Here is a 17,747-nt window from a genome sequence, read left to right as displayed (position 1 = left end):
GCTGTTGCACGGCCATAATCATTGTTTCCCTCGATGACCAGATGCGTTAGGGGCACAGGCGATATGAATGATATGCAGAAAACCGCCCTTCCCTCGTTCGACCATGAGGATGTGAAAGCCGCGCACGACCGGATCAAGGACCGGATCGTCCACACCCCGACGCTGAAGAGCATTACGCTGTCCGAGCTGAGCGGCGCGGAAGTTTTTCTCAAATTCGAAAATCTGCAGTTCACCGCCGCCTACAAGGAACGCGGCGCGCTCAACGCGCTGCTGCTGATGGACGAGAGCAAGCGCAAGGCCGGTGTTATCGCGGCTTCTGCCGGCAATCATGCCCAGGGCCTCGCCTATAACGCCAAGAATCTCGGCATTCCGGCCACCATCGTCATGCCGAGCACGACACCGATGGTGAAGGTCGAACAGACCCGGGGCCATGGTGCCGAAATCGTCATATTCGGCGGCAATTATGACGAAGCCTATGCCCATGCGATGGAACTCGCCGAGCAGCGCGGCCTCACCTATATTCACGCCTTCGACGACCCGCACGTCGCGGCCGGTCAGGGCACGGTGGCCATCGAGATGCTGGAAGCCATTCCCGATCTCGACCGTCTGATCATCCCGATCGGCGGCGGCGGACTGTTCTCCGGCATGGCAACCGCAGCCAGCGCCATGAAACCGGACATCAAGATGACCGGCGTCCAGGCCGCGCTCTATCCCAGCATGTATGGCAGGCTGACCGGCAAGACCGTGACCGCCGGCGGCGACACGCTCGCCGAGGGCATTGCCGTGCGCAACCCTTCCGAATTTACCGCCGAGATCATCCAGAAATATGTCGACGAGATTTTGCTGGTCAGCGAAGCGCAGCTCGAGGGCGCGGTCAGCCTGCTGCTGCAGATCGAGAAGACCGTGGTCGAGGGCGCCGGTGCCGCCGGTCTCGCGGCGCTGCTCGCCAACAAGGAAAAATTCGCCGGCGAGAAAGTCGGCCTGGTCCTGTGTGGCGGCAATATCGACACCCGCCTCCTGGCCAATGTCCTGCTGCGCGATCTCGCCCGGTCGGGCCGCCTCGCCCGCCTCCGCCTGCATTTGCGCGACCAGCCCGGCGCGCTCTACAATGTCGTGAAGCAATTTGCCGAGCATGAAGTCAATATCATCGAAGTCTATCACCAGCGGGTCTTCACAAACCTTCCCGCGAAGGGCCTGATCACCGATATTGAATGCGAGGCCAAGGATCGCGAACAGCTGGAAGGCCTGATCGTCGATCTCAACAAGGCCGGCTATGATGTCCGGCAGGTCGAGCTGGCGGACTAGCGACAGATGCGAGTGAAAAATTGTTCGAACGATTGAAAGTCGCGTCCCAGTACATCCTGCCAAAGCGTGGGCTTACGAGCTTTGCCGGCCGTATTGCCGAGGCGGAACGGGGCGCGCTGACGACCCGGCTGATAGGCTGGTTTGTCGGCAAATATGCGGTCGATATGAGCGAGGCCGGAAATCCGGACATCGCCAGCTATAACAGCTTCAACGCCTTTTTCACCCGTCCGCTCAAGGCTGGCGCGCGCCCGATCACGGATGCCGATTTTGCCTGCCCGGTGGATGGCGCTATCAGTCAGCTTGGCGCTATTGATGACCAGCATATCCTGCAGGCAAAAGGTCACTCGTTTACCACGACCGAGTTGCTTGGTGATGATTCAGCACTGGCAGCAGAGTTTCGCAACGGCAGCTTTGCCAATGTCTATCTGTCGCCCAAGGATTATCATCGCATCCACATGCCGTGTGACGGCAGGCTTGTAAGCATGACCTATGTACCAGGCGCGCTGTTTTCCGTTAACCCCGCCACGGCGCGCGGCGTGCCCAATCTTTTCGCGCGCAACGAGCGGGTAATCTGTGTGTTTGAATCACCGGAACATGGCACGTTCGCGATGGTTCTGGTCGGCGCTACCATCGTCGGCAGCATGGCAACCGTCTGGCACGGCCTCGTCAAGCCAAAGCCCGCGAGCAAGATTAGGCAGTGGACCTATACCGACCAGAATATCGCGCTCGAGAAGGGCGAGGAAATGGGGCGATTCCTGCTCGGTTCTACGGTCGTCATGCTGTTCCGCCCGAACAGCATCACTTTTTCAGCCGACTGGGCACCGGAGAGATCGGTGCGTCTCGGCGAAACAATGGGTCAGCGGCCCGGTATTTGAAGCTTATCGACTAGCAAAGCTAAATGCTGCAGTCAGACAGATTGACGAGCGTCCCAGAAAGACCCTCGATTATGAAACACCGGCCCAGCGGTTCGGTGCTGGTGTTGCGTCGACCGGTTGAAATCACCGCCCAAAAGCGAACACCAGGATGTCGTAAGGAGTTTAGTCTTTCGATAGTGGCAATCTGATGGTGACGATCAATCCTTTAGGTCCATTGTCGGATAGCTAAGTCATTTTGAAGTTGCCAAATCTCGAATTACCATATTTACAATAGAAAATGCCGTACTGAGCAGAGAGCAGCCTATGTCAGTCAGTGAATATATCATCCTGTTCTCCTCGATCCTGATCGGGCTGGCAGTCGCCGACCTTTCTTTGAGCCTGCACAGGATGTTGCGCGCCAGAAACCAAATCCGTTGGAATCTGATTGTCCCGACTTTGGGCTTCGTCGTATTATGTTCCATCTTGAATCTGTGGTGGTCGATTTATTTGAAATACTCCGGTTTGGAGTCCATTTCCTTTCTGGAATTTCTCCCACAAGTTTTCATACTCGTGACGTTCTTTTTGATTTCTGCATCGGTTTTCCCGGATGAAATACCGCAGGAGGGTCTGGACCTCCAAGACTTCTATATCGAGAGTAGAGGTCAGATTTGGGGCCTGTTTTCTCTTTTCCTGTTCCTGATGGTTTTCAGTGCGACCATCACAGCAATCGTTGAAAAGTGGTCATTTTCCAAATATATGTTGAACACAGGAGGAGATATCACTGCCTTTGCGCTTGCTCTGTTCCTTACAAAAACAAAGCGCATGATTTTCCACTGGCTGATGGTGGCATTTTTTCTTTTTTCTATTGGAAGTATCTGGTTCTACCTCATGTTAGAATAAGAGATGTTTCAGACACAAGCGTCGCTGACTTTGCGATCTGCGGTATTAGCACCACCGGCTTTTCCGGACCCACTCCGGAATTTGCAAAAGCTCTCTCCCATCGAGCCGAGTTAAATAGCTGGAGATCCAGGACAGTCGAACTGACTTGAAACTGATGGGAAGTTCTAATGCGCGCTTTCGGAATGAGGCTTCCATTGGAAGTCGCTCGTCTCAATGACGGCTACCCACAGAGTTTCTGCCATCCAACAAAACCAAGACCGCCGGCCGCTTTCCAAATATTCGGAAATCCAGTCTAGACGGACGCAGTAACCCCGGCGTCGCGCATCCCGCGCCAGATCTGAAGCGCCTGCATCGTTTCGGGCACATCGTGCACCCGGACGATCTGTGCGCCCTGCTGGACCGCGTGATGGGCGAAGGCAATCGAGCCGCCGAGACGTTGGTCGACCGGCGCTTCCTTGGATAGCGCCCCGATCATCCGTTTGCGACTGGCACCGATCAATAGCGGCTGACCCAATGCATGGAACATCGCGATATTGTTCATCAGGGCGAGATTGTCGGTCAGCGACTTACCGAAGCCGAGGCCCGGATCGATGATGATCTTGTCGCGCTCGAAGCCTGCCGCGACCACCTCGGCGACCCGCTGCTCCAGCCAGTCGAGCGTATCGGTGACGATATTGCCATAGCCGTCGCCCTTGTGCGGGTCCTTGCCGCTGGAGGGCGCGTGCATCAAGACCACCGGAAGACCGGACACGCCGGCCACCTCGAGCGATCTCTTGTCGTGCAGCAAAGCCGAGACATCGTTGATCAGATGCGCGCCCGCAGCAATCGCTGCCTCCATCACCGCCGCCTTGCGCGTGTCGATGGAAATGGCAGCCCCGCAATGGGCCAGCCTTTCGATGACCGGCACCACGCGTTTGATTTCATCGCCTTCCCAGACGGGGTCCGCGCCGGGCCTGGTGCTTTCGCCCCCGATATCGAGGATCGACGCCCCCGCGACCGTCATGGCAAGACCAGCTTCGGCCGCCTTTTCGGGGTCATTCTGATGCTTGCCGCCGTCGGAGAAACTGTCCGGCGTGATGTTCAATATGCCCATGACATGGGGCTGGTCGAAGCGAAGCGTCCGCTCGCCACAGTGCAGTGCGTCATGCTTGCGGGTCAGATTGGCGAATAAAGTGGCAGCGCGTATTGCCAAAGGCTCGGGAAGGGCGTGCGACCATTCCGGCCACTGGGTGATGTTGACGAGACCTCGCCGGTTCGCCCTGCCCGCCTCGACAATCAGATATTCTATCTGAGAAAACCATGTTAAACTATTGTTTAAACGTTGATTTTTCTCTTCATGCCAATGAGGGCTATCGACCAGGCCGACGGGCTTGAGATAGAGCCTCGCGCCCGCGCCACATGCTTCCAATTCTTCCAATTGTCCCATGGCTTCCCCCTATCAGGGTTCAGTAGCCAGCAAATAGGTCTGCCGCAAATTGTCGATCGGCTTCAGGTCCTTGCCGTCCTTGTAATACCAATAGGTCCAGCCATTGCAGCTTGGTGCATTTTGCACGGTTGCGCCGATCTTGTGGATCGACCCTTCCTGACCTTCCCAGATCACCGAACCGTCTGCGCGAACCTTGACCTTGAACTTGCGGTTCTTGCTGCACAGTTCGTCGCCGGGCTTCAGATAGCCGGTTTCGACCAGCGTTCCAAAGGCAACCCGCGGTTTGGACTTGGGCGACTGCATGGTCTTGAGTGCGCTTTCGTCTAGCGGCAGCGCCTCGGCAATGCGCTGTTCGGCGACTTCGCAATAGCTGTCCTCTTTCTCGCAACCGATCCATTCGCGGCCCAGTCTCTTTGCGACCGCGCCGGTCGTGCCGGTGCCGAAGAAAGGATCGAGCACAACATCGCCTGGATTGGTCGTCGCCAGCATGATGCGGTAAAGCAATGCTTCCGGCTTCTGGGTCGGGTGCGCCTTGGTGCCGTTGCGTTTCAGCCGTTCCTGACCGCCGCAAATCGGCATCACCCAGTCGCTGCGCATCTGCAGTTCATCATTGAGATTTTTCATCGCGCGATAGTTGAATGTATATTTGGATTTTTCCGATTTCGATGCCCAGATCAATGTCTCGTGCGCATTGGTGAAGCGAGTGCCCTTGAAATTGGGCATCGGATTGGCCTTGCGCCAGATGATGTCGTTGAGGATCCAGTAGCCGAGGTCCTGCAGCGAAGCGCCAACCCGGAAAATATTGTGATAGCTGCCAATGACCCACAGGGATCCATCGGGCTTGAGAATACGGCGTGCTTCGGCCAGCCAGGCCTTGGTGAAGGCATCATAAGCGGCAAAGCTGTCAAATTGGTCCCAGGCATCGTCCACGGCGTCCACCTGACTACCCTCTGGACGGAACAAATCTCCGCCAAGCTGCAGATTATAGGGAGGGTCAGCGAACACCATATCGACCGATGCATCGGGCAGCGATGCCATCGCGGTGATACAGTCCATCTTCATGATCTGCCCCAGTGGCAGCTCGACAGCCTTCTTTGCGGTGCGTGTTCCAGCGCTTGGCGCGGTGCGTGTTTTGGGCGCCTTAATGCGCTCGATAATCCCCATGAAACTCAATTCCTTTTTTCGATCGCGCCCGTGGTGAGTCCCAAATCGTCCGCGGTCAAGGCCGTTAACATAGGTTAAAGGCGTATCTTAATGGTTAACGGAAACTTGTCCGGGAGAACGAAAGGAGTCCGTCACCAGATATGGAGTCAGGGCCGCTGGGCCAGACTCAACCCCTAGTGGTGTGACGCAAAAGACTCGTTCGCGAAGTTTATTTGTTCAAAATCGGGAAATTGCCCGAAATCAAATTCGGTTCACAAAAAGCGGCGTTCAGGCTATATGCTTAATCAATAGTAAAGCTCGAAAGCGCAACAGTCCGGGGGCCGGTGAACAAATGGCACGTAATTTTCGCGACAAATATCAGCATGAATATGGCATCGCCCAGCAGAGCGATGAACCCCGTCCGCATCCAGGTGTGATTGTCGGCGGCGAGGCTGGCCGGGAGAAACGCAAGGAATATGCGATCGTGTTCGGCTCCAAGATTTTTGGTTCGATCGCAGCGGTCTGGTGGATGTTTACCTATGATACCGGCTGGGTCGAATGGTCGGCCTTCATCGCCGGCTATATCGTGCTGATGCTCGGCATCGTGCTCGGCTTCCACCGCTATTATTCGCACAAGGCCTTCGAAACATCGGTGCCGATGCAATATATTCTGGGCGCCATGGCGCAAATGTCGATCCAGTCCTCGGTATTGCGCTGGGCCGCAGACCACCGGCGGCACCATGCCCATAGCGACGAGGTTGGCGACGTCCACAGCCCCTGGCTTGACGGCAAGGGCAAGCCGACCAGCAGGCTCAAGGGCATGTTCCACTCGCATTTCGGCTGGTTCATGGACGATTGCGTTACCGACATGAGCATCTACGGCAAGGGCCTTGCAGACAATGAGGTCGTGCTGTGGCTGCACAAGACGCGCTGGTTCTGGCTGGTCTTCTCGCTGATCATCTTTCCCGGTGTCTGGGGTCTAGCGTTTGGCGGCTGGGACCATGTGATCGGCACGATCCTGATCGGCGGATATTTCCGGACCTTCGTGGTGCTGCAGATCACGCTCGGTATTTCCAGTTACGCCCATGTCGTCGGATCACAGCGCCACACCAAGGGCGTCGGCACCGCCCGGAACAGTTTCATCTTCTCGCTGCTGACCTTCGGCGAAGGCTGGCACAACAATCACCACAAACATCCCCGCGCCAGCTTTCAGGGCATGGCCTGGTGGGAAATCGATATTGCCGGCTATGTCCTGCTGCTGCTCGAGAAAATGGGTCTGGTGTGGAATGTCACCCGCCAGCCCAAATATATCAAAAGCGAGAGCGGCGAATGGGTTCTGGCCGAGCGCAAGATCGCGCCAAAACGCGCGGAAGTCGAAGCCTAGAGCAATTCCATCTGGGAGACCGGAGCGAAGCTTCTGCGGTGCAGCGGCGTCGGTCCATATTGCCTGAGCGCCGCCAGATGTTCCGCCGTGCCATAGCCCTTGTTCCGTTCCCAGCCATATTGCGGATATTGCTCTGCGGCATCGATCATCAACCGGTCGCGAAATTCCTTGGCAAGAATGGAGGCGGCGGAAATACAGGGATGCAGCGCGTCCCCGCCGACCACCGCCTCGGCTGAATAGGTCCATTTCGGCAAGCGGTTGCCATCGACCAATATGTGATCGGGGACGGCATCCAGCCCTTCCACCGCGCGTGTCATTGCCAGCATGGTTGCCTGCAATATGTTGATCTCGTCAATCTCGGCCTCGGAACATTGGGCCACTGAAAAGCGGGCACATTCCATGATTTCCACTTCGAACCGCGCGCGCTTTGTTGCCGTCAGCTTCTTGCTGTCATCCAGCCCCGCAATAGCGTGATCATCCGGCAAGATCACCGCAGCGGCCACGACCGGACCGGCGAGCGGCCCCCTGCCCACCTCGTCCACGCCGGCGATCATCGCTCATCATCCTGAAAATCTGTCACAAACTGGTGTCCGAGCGGCCCGCTGCCTTCTCCAAGCCCCGGCGCTTCCAGTATCGCGATGCGGGTGAAGGAGATTGCCTGCTCGAAAGCCGCGTTCAGATCGAGGCCGCTGCCGAGACCGACCGCCAGCGCGCTGGCGAAGGTGCAGCCGGTACCATGGGTTTCGCTGCTATCGATCCTTTTCCCTTCGATCCGCCTGACAAGGCCGCTTGGCGCATAGAGTTCGTCGACGACCACTGAACCGTCTCCGTGACCGCCCTTGATCACCAGATGGCAGCCATGGCTCAAAATCTCGTCCTTGCCGCCCAGCGCCTCCAGTTCCGGCAGATTGGGCGTGACCACCGATGCCACGTCCATCAGTTTGCCGAATGCGGCTATCGTCTCGCTATCCGCCAGGATACTGCCGCTCGTCGCAATCATCACCGGATCGAAGACAATGGCGATGCCCAGCTTCTGCAGATAGTCCGCCACCGCTAGCGCTGCCGCCGCACTACCGATCATGCCGATCTTGACCGCATCGACGCCGATATCGCTGACCACGGATTCGATCTGCTGCAGGATCATTTCAGTCGGCAGCTGGTGGACGGCCTGCACCCCGAGCGTATTCTGCGCGGTGATCGCGGTGATCGCCGTCATTGCATGCCCACCGAGCATGGTGATGGTCTTGATGTCCGCCTGTATGCCGGCCCCGCCACCGCTGTCCGAGCCGGCAATCGACAATATCCGTGGGCAGTTAGCGGTCACAGGAATAATGGCCCGACCTGGACGATCAGGAACCATTCAAAAGCGCCCGCGATCAAAATGATGGGAAGCCAGAAGCGGCGGAAAAAACCGCGCGCAAAAATATAGAGGAGCAGCGTCACGAGGACCGGCAGGATCAGGCCCATGGCCACAATGGTTCTGGCGTCCATGGCGTCGAGAAAACCCAGCATCAGCCAGCAACTTCCTCTACCACCGCGCAAATGCGGTCGACCACAGCATTGACCTGAGCCTCGTCGTCACCTTCGGCCATCACCCGGATCAGCGGCTCGGTGCCCGATTTACGGATGACCAGACGGCCGCTGCCTGCCAGTTCCTTCTCCGCTTCGGCAATCACCGCCTTGACCTTTTCGCTCTCGAGCGGCTGGCCATCGCTGTAACGCACATTCTTGAGCAATTGCGGGACCGGATCAAAAAGATGCAGCAATTCGCTCGCCGGCTTTCCGCTATCGACCAGTTCACCGAGCACCTGCAGCGCTGCAACGGTGCCGTCTCCGGTGGTTCCGTGATCGAGCAGGATCATATGCCCCGACTGCTCGCCACCGACATTATAACCGCCCTTTTTCATCTCCTCCAGAACGTAGCGATCGCCGACCTTGGCTCGCACGAGATCGAGATTCTGCGCGTTGAGAAATCTTTCCAGCCCGAGATTGGACATCACCGTGGCAACAATTCCGTCCCCGCGGAGCAACCCGTTCCGGCTCCAGCTCCAGCCGATCAGAGCCATCAGCTGGTCGCCGTCGACCACCTGGCCCTTTTCATCGACCACGATCAAGCGGTCCGCATCCCCGTCCAGCGCGATACCGATATGCGCGCCGGATGCGACGACAGTTTCCTGCAAGGTTGCGACATCCGTCGACCCGCATTTGTCGTTGATATTGAGACCATTGGGACTGATCCCGAGCGTCACAACCTCGGCGCCCAGTTCCCATAGCGCGGAAGGCGCCACCTGATAGGCGGCGCCGTTGGCACAATCGCAAACGATTTTCAGGCCGTCCAGCCGGATATGGTCGGGCAAGGACATTTTGACCGCGTGAATATAGCGCCCGCGCGCATCCTCGAACCGTTTGGCGCGGCCGATATCAGCCGCCGGGGCCAGCTTTGCCTCGTCTTCCAGATAGGCTTCAATGGTAAATTCATCCTCGTCGGACAGTTTGAACCCGTCCGGACCGAACAGCTTGATCCCATTGTCATAATAGGGATTGTGGCTGGCCGAAATCATCACCCCGAGATCGGCGCGCATCGAACGGGTCAGCAGGGCAACAGCGGGTGTCGGCAAAGGCCCGACCTGAACGACATCCATGCCGACGCTGGTAAAGCCGGCAACCAGCGCATTTTCCATCATATAGCCGGACAGTCTGGTATCCTTGCCGATGACCACCCGGTGACGATGATCGCCGCGCTGGAAATGCCGCCCGGCGGCCTGCCCCACCTTCATGGCGATCTCTGCCGTCATCGGATGTTTGTTGGTCAGGCCGCGTATCCCGTCGGTACCGAAAAACTTCTTCATCATATCCACTTATTTCCCACCAAGATCGCGCCCGTTGCGCCTTTCTCTAGCCGATGGATTGGCTGGAGACCAAGAGGGAATGGAAACGATAGCAAAAATTACACATAATCACCCCTTGCCAGCACCAGCCCGCCATGGTTGATGGTCCGCTCGGCAAAGACAAAGGGATGGACCATTGAAAAAAGCGCTGATCATATTGGTTGCCCTGATTCTAGGCATATTGATCGGACTCTTTGTCGGCCCGAGAAGCGCATTGCTGGTCGAGGCCGCCGATGTCGTCGGTAACATGTGGCTCAATGCCCTGCGCATGACGGTTATTCCGCTTGTCTTCACCCTGCTCGTCGTCGGCATCGGCAAGGCCGCATCCATGGCCCGCGCCGGAAGGATGACCGCCCGCGCGATCCTGTTCATGATATTCATTCTCTGGTGTTCGTCGGCCATGGCAGCGCTGCTGACACCGGCCTTGCTCGAATTTTTCCCGCTTGACGGCGATGCGGCAGCGGCGTTGCGCTCTGCCCTCGGGACTGCCGGACCGCCAGGAGAAGTCCCGCCGTTCAGTGAATTTCTCCGCGCCCTGATCCCGACCAATGCCATAGCCGCAGCAGCCGAGGATGCGGTGCTGCCGCTGATGATATTCGCGCTGGCTTTTGCCTTTGCGATCACCCGCCTGCCCGACGTGCAAAGGATGATGCTGGACCAGTTTTTCAATGCCCTCGCCGATGCGCTGCTGATCCTGATCCAGTGGGTTCTGGCGCTGGCACCGATCGGCGTTTTCGCCCTTGCCCTGGGCGTCGGCGCCAATGCCGGACTCGCTGCCTTCGGGGCCTTGGCGCATTATGTACTGATCGTCAGCAGCATCGGGATGGTGATCTGGATTTTCAGCTATGTTCTGACTTATGTCGGCGCGAAGCGCGGACCCGTCGCCTTTTTCAAGGCTTCGGCTCGGGCGCAGGCGGTAGCGATATCCACGCAAAGCTCCCTCGCTTCGCTGCCGGCGATGGTGAGCGGCGTCAAGACCCTGGGCGTCGGTGACCGCTCCGCCGATGTCGTCCTGCCGATCTCGGTTGCATTGTTTCGCGCCACCGGCCCCTGTATGAATTTGGCGGTGGCCATCTATGTCGCCCATCTCATGGGCATTGAACTGTCGGTCGGCATCCTCGCGATCGGTGTGGTCGTGGCGGCGATCACGACCATGGGGGCAGTCAGCCTGCCCGGCTCGATCAGTTTCATCACGTCGATCGCGCCGATCTGCATCGCGATGGGGGTCCCGATCGAACCCCTGGTGCTGCTTTTGGCAATCGAGACCTTTCCTGATATCATCCGGACAGTCGCCAATGTCAGCGCGGACATGAGCGTCACCGCGACAATCGCCAGAAGCGAGGGAGATTTGACATGAAATATCGCAAACTCGGACCCGAACTGGAAGTCTCGGCGCTTGGTCTCGGCTGCATGCCGATGGCGGGGATTGGCAAGAGCATGTACGGTACGGCGAGCAGCGCCGAAAGTCTGGCGACCATAGACCGCGCGATCGAATTGGGCGTCACCTTTTTTGACACCGCCGAAGTCTACGGCCCCCATATCAACGAGGAATTGCTCGGGCGGGCGATCCGCGGCCGGCGCGAGCGGCTGGTCATCGCCACCAAATTCGGCTTTGCCATCAACGACGGTACGGTGCGCGGCGTGGATTCAAGCCCGGCCAATGTCCGAAAAGCCTGCGAAGGGTCACTGATGCGGCTGGGCATCGATACAATCGATCTTTTCTACCAGCACCGCGTCGACCCCAATGTGCCAATCGAGGACACGGTCGGCGCAATGGCCGAGCTGGTGACAGAGGGCAAGGTCCGCTATCTTGGCCTGTCCGAAGCCGGAGCGGCTACGCTGAAAAAGGCGCATACCACCCACCCGATCGCCGCTTTGCAGTCCGAATATTCGCTGTGGGAACGGGGTGTCGAGGAAGATATTCTGCCCGTCTGCCAGGACCTGAATATCGGCTTCGTGCCTTATAGCCCGTTGGGTCGCGGTTTTCTGACCGGACAAATCAGCAGCCGCGAGGATCTTCCCGAGGATGACTATCGCCGGAACGATCCGCGCTATTCCGAAGAGAATTTCGCGCTCAACATGAAACTGGTCGATGTCGTCAAGACGGTTGCCGACCGGCATCACTGCTCACCCGCGCAGATTGCTCTCGCATGGCTGCTGGCCCAGGACGATTTCATCGTACCGATCCCCGGTTCGAAACGGCGGGCGACGCTCGAAGACAGCATGGCCGCGGTCGATATTGAGCTGACCGAAGCAGATCTCGACGAGCTGGAAGCCGCAGCGCCGGTCGGCGGCACTGCCGGCCCTCGCTACGGCGAGACCATGATGTCGATGGTCCGGCTCTAGCGCCTAGCGGTCATAGGCTTTGGGCAAGGCGCCCGGAGCGGGATCGGCATAGCGGTCCCGCAGGCGCATCTGGCGGTTGCTGAGCGACTGGTCGACACCGTCGATTATCACCTTTTCAACCTGGGTCGACAGCTCCAGCGGATCGCCGGTCCAGATCACTACATCGGCCTGGCGGCCGGCCTTGAGAGACCCCAGCTGTCCGCCGACATCCATGATCTCCGCAGGCACTGAACTGATCGCGGCAAAAGCCTCGTCCCAGCTCAGCCCGGTGGCGCGCGGAACCTTGTTCAACGCCACAAGATTACCGGCATATTGCACCGAATAGCGCAGCTGGTGCGCGTCACGGTCGTTGATCATACCGATGGCAACCTTGACCCCGGCATCCTTCATCCGACCGATATTGGACTGTGTGGACGCCAGATCCTCGAAACCATAAGGCAGATCGCTGAGCGCCGAAGCGAGTACGGGCACGCCGGCTGCGGCAATATGATCGGCCACGCGCCAGCCTTCATTCACCCCGACCAGTACCATTTTCAGGGCCGGAAAATCCTTGCGCAAGTCGAGGACCTTCAGAATGTCATTGGCGCTTTCGACATGGACCAGCAACTTGGTGTTGCCGTTGATGACGGGTAGCAGAGCCTTCGCGTCCGATGCCTTGAGCAGATCACTGTCAAAGGTCGCCGGATTGCGGGCATAAGTGCGTGCCTCTTCGAGCAGCGCCCGGAAATGGATATGCGAGGCTGACCGGCTGCCCCCTGCCCGGCGATGGCCTGTTTCGCCCAGTTCGACAAACTGGAAGGCGCGCGCGCGGGTGATCGGATCTTCATCTTGCCCGAGGTCGACGATCGCCCCGAATCCGCCGAAGATGGAGCTTGAGGTGCTCGGCGAAACCACCGCTCTCGTCACCCCTGCGGCGCGGTTGACGGCAACTGCCGAAGCAAAGGGGTTGATCGCATATTGCACGTCCAGCGCAGCCGAAAAGGGCGAACGGCTGGCGTTCATGTCGTTGGTCTGGCTGACCGCCCCGACCTCGACCAGGCCGATCCGGCTGAACCCGGCAAAAATGCCCGGTGTCACCCATTTGCCGGTGGCGTCGATCCGTCGTGCATCGGCGGGAATGGAGATATTGGCACCGGCAGCAACGACGCGGTCGTTGCGGATCAATACCGTACCGCCTTCGATCGGCGCGCTGCCGTCACCGATCACGACCTTGCCGCCGGTAATGGCGGTGGTCTGCGCAGCAAGCGGAGCAGCGATCAGGGCCGCAGCGGAGGCGAGCAATGTGGCAAGGCGCTTCATTTCACGTCTCCTTCACCGGGCTGGCCGAGTTCGAAATCGCTGACCGGGCGGCGGCTGGGATCGCCGCTGTCAAACATCAGCGCGCCGTCAATCCAGACCTTTTCAGGCCGCGCATATACGCTCAGCGGATTGCCGTTCCACAGAACAAGATCAGCCATCTTTCCGGGTTTCAAGCTACCGGTCATCTCGTCAATGCCCATGGCTTTCGCCGGATTGAGCGTGATCCAGCGGATCGCCTGTGCGTCGCTGATCTCTATGCCCATTGCCCGGCCATCGGCCAGCGCCTTGGCCGCTTCCTGGTTGAGCCGCTGGATCTGGTTTTCGTCATCGCTGTGAATTATCACGCAGGCACCGGCTTTTTGCAGCAGCGCTGCATTTTCCGGGATCGCGTCATAGGCTTCCATCTTGAAGCCCCACCAGTCGGCCCAGACGGCGGAACAAATGCCCTCTTCGGCCAGCATGTCGGCGATTTTATAGCTTTCGACTGCATGGTGAAAGGCAGTGACCTTATAGCCGAATTCCTTGGACATATCGATAATCTGGGCGAGCTCGTCGGCGCGGTAGCAATGGTTATGGACGAGAATATCCCCGTCGAGCACGCCGGCCAGAGTTTCCTTGCCGAGATCGCGCTTCTGGCTCTTGCCGGCGTTGCGCTTGTCGCGATAATCCTGGGCGTCGATCCATGTCTGCCGGTTGAGCGCGAGATTGCCCATACGGGTCGACGGCATCCGGTTGCGATTGCCATATACACGCTTGGGATTTTCGCCGCAGGCCATTTTCATGCCATAAGGCGCACCGGGAAATTTCATCGCCTGCACGGTGCGCGCCGGGACATTCTTCAAGGTGACCGAGCGGCCGCCGAACAGATTCGCCGAGCCTGGCAGAATTTGCAGCGCCGTGATGCCGCCATTGGCCAGGGCACGGGAAAATCCCGGATCATGCGGCCAGACACTATGTTCGGCCCAGACTTCCGGGGTCACCGGCGAGGTCGCTTCATTGCCATCATCATGGGCTGACACGCTGGGCGTCGGATAGTCGCCGAGATGGCTGTGCACGTCGATGATTCCCGGCGTGACATATTTACCGGTACCGTCGACAATCCTCGCATCGGCCGGGATGGCCGTGTCGGGGCCGCCGATCGAGGAAATCTTTCCGCCGGCCATGAACACTGTTCCCCGCTCGATCCGGCCGCCCTCACCATCGTAGATGGTCACGCCGGTGATGGCGGTGGGCGCCGAAGGATAGGCGCGGTAGGTCGAGGGGAATGCGACCTTGGCCGACTTGCTCGATTTCACGGGCGGTGACGCGCTAGCCGAATTTGTATCCGCCGCATTGGCCGTACAGCCGGCCAACAGCGATCCGCCAGCAACCAGCGCCAGCAAAGCCCGAAATTTCATAGCAAAGCCCCTCAGTCTTACGGTTTGGTCGTCGGATGGACGCCGGCAGCCTGTGGTTCGCCCACCTCCCGCTGGCCTTCCAGATCATCGCCGACATTGTCGTCTTTCAGCGTATCGAGATGCATCAGATTTCTGATCAGCGGCGACACCACGAGAACCCCGACGCCAACGGCAATCGCTACCCAGCCGACGGTGGAATAAACATCCAGCACAACCTGCTTGCCCGCTTCCTCGCCAACGCCTTCAGCGCCTGTTGCGGAAGCGATGAGACCTGCGGCAAAATTGCCGGTTGCCGATGCGAAGAACCATGTACCCATGATCAGGCTCGCCATATGGGCGGGAGCTAGCCGGTTCATCGCCGACAGACCGACCGGCGACAGGCAGAGTTCACCGGTTGTGTGCAGCAGGTAGATCAGGAAGATGAAGATCACAGGCGTCGCATTTTCAAGTCCGGCAGACTGCGCGCCCCACACCAAAACCAGAAAGCCGAGACCAACCTGAACAACACCCAGTCCGAATTTGAACGGCGCGGATGGCTCGATTCCCTTGCGGCCCATCACCGTCCATAGCGTCGCAAATACAGGCGCCAGCAGGATGATGTAGATCGCGTTGATCGACTGGAAGGTCGAGGCAGGAACACCCGCACGGTCAACATGCCGGTCGGTGAACAGGTTCAGCGAAGAACCGGCCTGCTCGAACAGCGCCCAGAATATGATTGATGTCAGGATCAGGAACATTGCCGCGAAGATACGGTCGCGTTCGTCGGATGCCAGCTTCGTGACCGCGGTCACCAGCACATAGAGAACCAGCGCGCCGCCAAACAGGCCGAGCACGTAGCCGACCATGTCCTGGAACTGAATGGCCAGCCAGCAGATACCGACGAGCACCAAACCGATGATATACATCCACCATTCCAGCTTCAGTCCGCCAACAGGCTTGTTCAGAAGCTCCGGATCCTTGGCTTCGCCGCGTCCGAGCAGGAGGGGTTTGCCCCAGATGAAGACAACCAGGCCAAGCAGCATGCCGATGCCGGCCAGACCGAAACCATAAGCCCAGCCATAGGTTTCACCGATATAGCCGCAAAGCAGCGAGCCCATCGCCGCGCCCAGATTGATGCCCATGTAGAAGATCGTATAGGCGCCGTCGCGTCGCACATCGGTGCGGGGATAGAGCTGGCCGACAATCACCGAGATATTGGCTTTCAGAAAGCCGGAGCCGACGATGATAAGCGCGAGCGCCAACCAGAATATGCTGATGATCGGGTTATCGACGTGGCCAATCCCGGCGTCGCCCTCGAAGGCCATGAAGAAATGGCCGAGCGTAAGCAGCACGGCCCCGAACAGCACGGCCTTTCTTTGTCCCAGATATTTGTCCGCCAGATAACCGCCGACGACAGGAGTAATATAGACAAGCGCCGTATAGGCGCCATAAATGATACCGGATTCGCTATCGGAAAAGAGCCAGTGCTTGGTCAGGTAGAAGATAAGCAGCGCGCGCATGCCGTAATAGGAAAAACGTTCCCACATTTCTGCGAAAAACAGAACAAACAGCCCCTTGGGGTGGCCGAGGAATGTCCCTCTTGCATCACCCGATTCCAGATACGCTCCCGCCATATAAATACTCCCCGGCAATAGATTTGGGCCGTTAATTCCGACCCGGTTGCCTCGCACCCTAATGATAAAAATGCGCAAGTGAAGCATATTGTTTCAAGCGAGACCGGTTTTCCGCAAATTCGCCTTGCAATCGGCCCCGTCTCTTCCGAAGTGACAAACATGACCGAAAAGCAATTCAACGATCTCAGCAGCCTCGCCAGCTACCTCCCTTCCCGCCGCTCCGGACGGCCGCGCGACATGATCGCACCCGGACCAGGCAAGGCGCAGATTGAAAAGATTGTCACCATTGCCCTGCGCACGCCGGACCATGGCAAGCTGGCGCCGTGGCGCGTGGTTGCAGTCGGCGACGATCAGCGCAGCCTTCTCGCCAAAGGCATCCATAATGCCTATCTGAAGGAGCGGCCGGATGCCGGACGGATGGAACTCGAATCGCTGGAGTCAATGGCGTGCCAGGCGCCGACCCTGCTCGTTCTGCTATATTCGCCGGTAGAATCGACCAAGATTCCCCTCTGGGAACAGGAGCTCAGCTGCGGCGCCTTTGCGATGAACATCCTCCACGCCACCCATGCCATGGGCTTTGTCGGTGGCTGGATCACCGGCTGGCCGGCTTTCAACGATGATGTGCGCGATCTGTTCGGCGCCGCTCCGGAAAGAATCGCCGGCTTCCTCTTTATGGGGACGGCAGGCGCCGAACTGACCGAGCGCCCCCGGCCGGAGCTTTCCGACATATTGTCATTCTGGGACCCGGCGACGCCGGATTAGAGGCTGGATCTCAGGCCAGGTTCCCGAGAAAACGGAACTTACGCCTTGCCCGCTTCGCTGTATTATGGCAGTGCAGCAGCATGAACAACAGCAACAAACCGGTCTATCTCAAATTGCGGGACATTATTTCCGAATCCATTCTGGACGGTGAATATGGCGAAGGCGACATGCTGCCGTCGGTCCGTGTCTTCGCCGCCGAACAGGGCGCCAACCCCCTGACTGTGGCAAAAGCCTATCAGGGCTTTCAGGAAGACGGCCTGGTCACGGTGAAGCGCGGGGTTGGCATGTTTGTCGCAGCCGGCGCGAAAAACCGTCTGCGCCTCGCCCAGAGAGAGGATTTCATCAAGAATATCTGGCCCCCGGTCGAGCGCCAGATGAAGCGGCTGGACCTGTCGATCGAAGATCTGGTGAAAAGCGACGCCTGAACCGC

General features: G+C 58.6%; 17 protein-coding genes. 8 read left to right on the top strand and 9 right to left on the bottom strand.

The window, feature by feature from the left end:
* The first annotated feature begins 63 nt into the window (after window positions 1-63).
* The 3 genes from CHN51_RS14275 to CHN51_RS14265 all read left to right on the top strand — a co-directional run bounded on the left by CHN51_RS14275 (window position 64) and on the right by CHN51_RS14265 (window position 3,059).
* Window positions 64-1,305 (top strand): threonine ammonia-lyase, encoded by a 1,242-nt coding sequence (locus CHN51_RS14275; RefSeq protein ID WP_100094620.1) that lies wholly within the window; start codon window positions 64-66, stop codon window positions 1,303-1,305.
* A gap of 20 nt (window positions 1,306-1,325) precedes the next feature.
* Window positions 1,326-2,180 (top strand): archaetidylserine decarboxylase, encoded by an 855-nt coding sequence (asd, locus tag CHN51_RS14270; protein WP_100094619.1) that lies wholly within the window; start codon window positions 1,326-1,328, stop codon window positions 2,178-2,180.
* Window positions 2,181-2,483: 303 nt separating this feature from the next.
* Entirely contained in the window at window positions 2,484-3,059 is a 576-nt protein-coding gene (locus tag CHN51_RS14265) for a hypothetical protein (protein WP_100094618.1), read from the top strand.
* Window positions 3,060-3,351: 292 nt separating this feature from the next.
* Here the strand turns inward: CHN51_RS14265 and folP are convergent, their stop codons facing one another.
* Both folP and CHN51_RS14255 read right to left on the bottom strand, forming a co-directional pair.
* Entirely contained in the window at window positions 3,352-4,485 is a 1,134-nt protein-coding gene (gene folP, locus CHN51_RS14260) for a dihydropteroate synthase (protein WP_100094617.1), read from the bottom strand.
* A 12-nt stretch (window positions 4,486-4,497) separates the two neighbouring features.
* A complete protein-coding gene (locus CHN51_RS14255) occupies window positions 4,498-5,649 on the bottom strand; it encodes a site-specific DNA-methyltransferase (protein WP_100094616.1) in 1,152 nt (383 codons plus the stop codon).
* 331 nt (window positions 5,650-5,980) lie between these two features.
* Between CHN51_RS14255 and CHN51_RS14250 the strand changes: the two genes are divergently transcribed.
* Complete coding sequence (locus CHN51_RS14250) at window positions 5,981-7,012, top strand: acyl-CoA desaturase (protein WP_100094615.1); 1,032 nt, start codon at window positions 5,981-5,983, stop codon at window positions 7,010-7,012.
* On the opposite strand, the gene CHN51_RS14245 is transcribed toward CHN51_RS14250, so the two are convergent.
* From CHN51_RS14245 to glmM, 4 genes are read right to left on the bottom strand one after another with little or no spacing between them, the layout of a single operon-like run.
* Complete coding sequence (locus tag CHN51_RS14245; protein WP_100094614.1) at window positions 7,009-7,566, bottom strand: ribonuclease HII; 558 nt, start codon at window positions 7,564-7,566, stop codon at window positions 7,009-7,011. The genes CHN51_RS14250 and CHN51_RS14245 overlap by 4 nt on opposite strands.
* On the bottom strand, window positions 7,563-8,336 hold the full coding sequence (thiD, locus tag CHN51_RS14240; protein WP_240616741.1) for a bifunctional hydroxymethylpyrimidine kinase/phosphomethylpyrimidine kinase: 774 nt from the start codon (window positions 8,334-8,336) through the stop codon (window positions 7,563-7,565). Before thiD ends, CHN51_RS14245 begins: the two co-directional genes overlap by 4 nt.
* Window positions 8,333-8,524 (bottom strand): hypothetical protein, encoded by a 192-nt coding sequence (locus CHN51_RS14235; protein ID WP_100094612.1) that lies wholly within the window; start codon window positions 8,522-8,524, stop codon window positions 8,333-8,335. Before CHN51_RS14235 ends, thiD begins: the two co-directional genes overlap by 4 nt.
* Window positions 8,524-9,864 (bottom strand): phosphoglucosamine mutase, encoded by a 1,341-nt coding sequence (gene glmM / locus CHN51_RS14230; RefSeq protein ID WP_100094611.1) that lies wholly within the window; start codon window positions 9,862-9,864, stop codon window positions 8,524-8,526. The genes CHN51_RS14235 and glmM overlap by 1 nt, the downstream gene beginning before the upstream one ends.
* A gap of 172 nt (window positions 9,865-10,036) precedes the next feature.
* On the opposite strand from glmM, the gene CHN51_RS14225 reads away from it, so the two are divergent.
* Both CHN51_RS14225 and CHN51_RS14220 read left to right on the top strand, forming a co-directional pair.
* Window positions 10,037-11,257 carry a cation:dicarboxylase symporter family transporter gene (locus tag CHN51_RS14225; protein ID WP_100094610.1) on the top strand — a complete coding sequence of 407 codons (1,221 nt, stop codon included), beginning with the start codon at window positions 10,037-10,039 and terminating at the stop codon, window positions 11,255-11,257.
* Complete coding sequence (locus tag CHN51_RS14220) at window positions 11,254-12,246, top strand: aldo/keto reductase (protein WP_100094609.1); 993 nt, start codon at window positions 11,254-11,256, stop codon at window positions 12,244-12,246. Before CHN51_RS14225 ends, CHN51_RS14220 begins: the two co-directional genes overlap by 4 nt.
* A 3-nt stretch (window positions 12,247-12,249) precedes the next feature.
* Here the strand turns inward: CHN51_RS14220 and CHN51_RS14215 are convergent, their stop codons facing one another.
* The 3 genes from CHN51_RS14215 to CHN51_RS14205 are packed head-to-tail and all read right to left on the bottom strand — an operon-like array spanning window position 12,250 to window position 16,555.
* Complete coding sequence (locus tag CHN51_RS14215; protein ID WP_100094608.1) at window positions 12,250-13,545, bottom strand: amidohydrolase family protein; 1,296 nt, start codon at window positions 13,543-13,545, stop codon at window positions 12,250-12,252.
* Window positions 13,542-14,942, bottom strand: a complete 1,401-nt coding sequence (locus tag CHN51_RS14210) for an amidohydrolase (RefSeq protein ID WP_100094607.1) — start codon at window positions 14,940-14,942, stop codon at window positions 13,542-13,544. Before CHN51_RS14210 ends, CHN51_RS14215 begins: the two co-directional genes overlap by 4 nt.
* A 17-nt stretch (window positions 14,943-14,959) precedes the next feature.
* Window positions 14,960-16,555 (bottom strand): peptide MFS transporter, encoded by a 1,596-nt coding sequence (locus CHN51_RS14205; protein WP_100094606.1) that lies wholly within the window; start codon window positions 16,553-16,555, stop codon window positions 14,960-14,962.
* A gap of 159 nt (window positions 16,556-16,714) precedes the next feature.
* On the opposite strand from CHN51_RS14205, the gene CHN51_RS14200 reads away from it, so the two are divergent.
* Together CHN51_RS14200 and CHN51_RS14195 are read left to right on the top strand one after the other, a co-directional pair.
* Window positions 16,715-17,317, top strand: a complete 603-nt coding sequence (locus CHN51_RS14200) for a nitroreductase (protein WP_100095660.1) — start codon at window positions 16,715-16,717, stop codon at window positions 17,315-17,317.
* A gap of 80 nt (window positions 17,318-17,397) precedes the next feature.
* Window positions 17,398-17,742 carry a GntR family transcriptional regulator gene (locus CHN51_RS14195; RefSeq protein ID WP_100094605.1) on the top strand — a complete coding sequence of 115 codons (345 nt, stop codon included), beginning with the start codon at window positions 17,398-17,400 and terminating at the stop codon, window positions 17,740-17,742.
* Window positions 17,743-17,747 lie beyond the last annotated feature (5 nt).

It is taken from the genome of Sphingorhabdus sp. YGSMI21 (assembly GCF_002776575.1).
Taxonomy (GTDB): domain Bacteria; phylum Pseudomonadota; class Alphaproteobacteria; order Sphingomonadales; family Sphingomonadaceae; genus Parasphingorhabdus.
The sequence above is the reverse complement of the archived record's forward strand: the minus strand, read 5'-3'. Positions and strand labels throughout refer to the sequence as shown.

Bases quoted from the DNA above. Each gene is read 5' to 3' on its own strand.
- CHN51_RS14245 (WP_100094614.1), bottom strand. From the start codon at position 7,566: ATGATCGCCGGCGTGGACGAGGTGGGCAGGGGGCCGCTCGCCGGTCCG.
- CHN51_RS14220 (WP_100094609.1), top strand. From the start codon at position 11,254: ATGAAATATCGCAAACTCGGACCCGAACTGGAAGTCTCGGCGCTTGGT.
- CHN51_RS14215 (WP_100094608.1), bottom strand. From the start codon at position 13,545: ATGAAGCGCCTTGCCACATTGCTCGCCTCCGCTGCGGCCCTGATCGCT.
- glmM (WP_100094611.1), bottom strand. From the start codon at position 9,864: ATGATGAAGAAGTTTTTCGGTACCGACGGGATACGCGGCCTGACCAAC.
- CHN51_RS14250 (WP_100094615.1), top strand. From the start codon at position 5,981: ATGGCACGTAATTTTCGCGACAAATATCAGCATGAATATGGCATCGCC.
- folP (WP_100094617.1), bottom strand. From the start codon at position 4,485: ATGGGACAATTGGAAGAATTGGAAGCATGTGGCGCGGGCGCGAGGCTC.
- CHN51_RS14265 (WP_100094618.1), top strand. From the start codon at position 2,484: ATGTCAGTCAGTGAATATATCATCCTGTTCTCCTCGATCCTGATCGGG.
- CHN51_RS14195 (WP_100094605.1), top strand. From the start codon at position 17,398: ATGAACAACAGCAACAAACCGGTCTATCTCAAATTGCGGGACATTATT.
- CHN51_RS14200 (WP_100095660.1), top strand. From the start codon at position 16,715: ATGACCGAAAAGCAATTCAACGATCTCAGCAGCCTCGCCAGCTACCTC.
- CHN51_RS14255 (WP_100094616.1), bottom strand. From the start codon at position 5,649: ATGGGGATTATCGAGCGCATTAAGGCGCCCAAAACACGCACCGCGCCA.
- CHN51_RS14205 (WP_100094606.1), bottom strand. From the start codon at position 16,555: ATGGCGGGAGCGTATCTGGAATCGGGTGATGCAAGAGGGACATTCCTC.
- CHN51_RS14275 (WP_100094620.1), top strand. From the start codon at position 64: ATGAATGATATGCAGAAAACCGCCCTTCCCTCGTTCGACCATGAGGAT.
- CHN51_RS14235 (WP_100094612.1), bottom strand. From the start codon at position 8,524: ATGCTGGGTTTTCTCGACGCCATGGACGCCAGAACCATTGTGGCCATG.
- CHN51_RS14210 (WP_100094607.1), bottom strand. From the start codon at position 14,942: ATGAAATTTCGGGCTTTGCTGGCGCTGGTTGCTGGCGGATCGCTGTTG.